This window comes from Variovorax paradoxus, assembly GCF_030811855.1.
Lineage (GTDB): Bacteria > Pseudomonadota > Gammaproteobacteria > Burkholderiales > Burkholderiaceae_C > Variovorax > Variovorax paradoxus_L.
On the sequence record NZ_JAUSRN010000040.1, the window covers coordinates 1 to 1,391 of the forward strand.

The window sequence follows — 1,391 nt, forward strand, 5'->3', positions numbered from 1 at the left end:
AGCACCCGCGACGTGATTTCCATCCTGCGTGCCGTCAAGGCGGCAGGCGCCCTGCACGGTGAACTCGTGGTGCAGTGAGCGTAAGCGCATCAACAAGCACGGCAAACATAGTTCAGAAAGCCTTCGGAGACAGAAATGACAGACGGAATTGAAGCCGTGACCCGATCGGCATTGGCGCTCGCACTCGATGCGGCCAGCCTGCGACAGCAGGCCATCGCAGCCAATATCGCAAACGCGAACGCGGTGGGCTACGTGCCGCAGCGCGTGAGTTTCGAGGCACAGCTTGGCGAGGCGCGCCGCAACTTGGCGCAGACCGGCCGGCTCGAGGCGTCAGCTTTGAGCCAGGTTCGCCCGCGCATCGAGGCCCTGGTGGACGGCCAGGGCGCGCCCGCTTCGGTGCAACTGGATGTGGAAGCCGCCGAAATGGCGCGCAACAACATTCACTACCAGGCTCTCGTCAAGGGGTTGTCGCGCCATTTCGCAATTCTTTCAATGGCCGTCGGCGACGGCAGGAAATAGCCATGGACTACAGCCAGTCGTTTGCCATCAGCGCTGCCGGCATGAGCATCGAGCGCGCCCGCGTGGACGTCGCGGCGCTCAACCTCGCCAATGCCCACACGGTGCAGGCCGCGGGAGGCGCCAACTACCAACCGCTTCGGGTGGTGGCTCAAGCCCGTGCAGTCGTTGGTCCCGCGGGCGAAGGCGAAGCCGGCCTCTTCGGCGCGCTTGTCAGCCAAGGCTTGGATGCTGCGGATGAATCGGCGCAAGCCGGGCCTTTGCTGAGCATCGTCCCCACGGGTGCGGCGCCACGACTCGTGTATGAACCGGGACATCCAATGTCCAACGAACGCGGTTTCGTCGCGTACGCAGGCATCGATGCCGCTACCGAAATGGTCAGCATGATGAGCGCCACCCGAGCCTACGAGGCGAATGTCGCGGCCATGAACACCACGCGAACGCTGGCGCTGCGGGCGCTCGAAATCGGCGGAGGCAGCGCATGAGCGCGTTCTTGCCCGTGGAGGCGCTGTCCGCATTGTCGATGCAGGCGCAAAACATGGCGGCCATTGCAAATGCCGCACCGATGCACGGAACGGCGCTGGCTGCGATGCCTGGCGCTGCGGCCGCATCCGTGGATCCTGCCGCCGGCTCGTTCGGCCAGTTGGTGACGAATGGCATTGCCCAGGTGAACAGCCAGTTGGCGAGCAGCCAGGTTGACCTGCAGAAACTCGCGCTCGGTGATGCGCAGAACCTGCACCAGATCATGATCAATCTAGAGGAAAGCCGGCTGTCCTTTCAGTTGATGATGCAGGTACGAAGCCGATTGCTCGAGGCCTATCAAGACATCATGAAGATGCCGATATGAACTTCTGGCAAGGACTGACACACCGCGC

At 63.1% G+C, this 1,391-nt stretch carries 3 protein-coding genes; all 3 read left to right on the forward strand.

Features of this window, described 5'->3' with window-relative positions:
- Positions 1-135: 135 nt before the first annotated feature.
- Genes flgB through fliE form a run of 3 tightly spaced genes read left to right on the forward strand, consistent with a single transcriptional unit; the run spans position 136 to position 1,363 of the window.
- A complete protein-coding gene (gene flgB / locus J2X92_RS29505; protein ID WP_307581445.1) occupies positions 136-519 on the forward strand; it encodes a flagellar basal body rod protein FlgB in 384 nt (127 codons plus the stop codon).
- 2 nt (positions 520-521) lie between these two features.
- Entirely contained in the window at positions 522-1,001 is a 480-nt protein-coding gene (flgC, locus tag J2X92_RS29510) for a flagellar basal body rod protein FlgC (protein WP_307581447.1), read from the forward strand.
- Positions 998-1,363, forward strand: coding sequence for a flagellar hook-basal body complex protein FliE (gene fliE / locus J2X92_RS29515; protein ID WP_307581449.1), 366 nt, complete (start codon positions 998-1,000; stop codon positions 1,361-1,363). The genes flgC and fliE overlap by 4 nt, the downstream gene beginning before the upstream one ends.
- Positions 1,364-1,391: the final 28 nt, after the last annotated feature.

Bases quoted from the DNA above. Each gene is read 5' to 3' on its own strand.
- flgB (WP_307581445.1), top strand. From the start codon at position 136: ATGACAGACGGAATTGAAGCCGTGACCCGATCGGCATTGGCGCTCGCA.
- flgC (WP_307581447.1), top strand. From the start codon at position 522: ATGGACTACAGCCAGTCGTTTGCCATCAGCGCTGCCGGCATGAGCATC.
- fliE (WP_307581449.1), top strand. From the start codon at position 998: ATGAGCGCGTTCTTGCCCGTGGAGGCGCTGTCCGCATTGTCGATGCAG.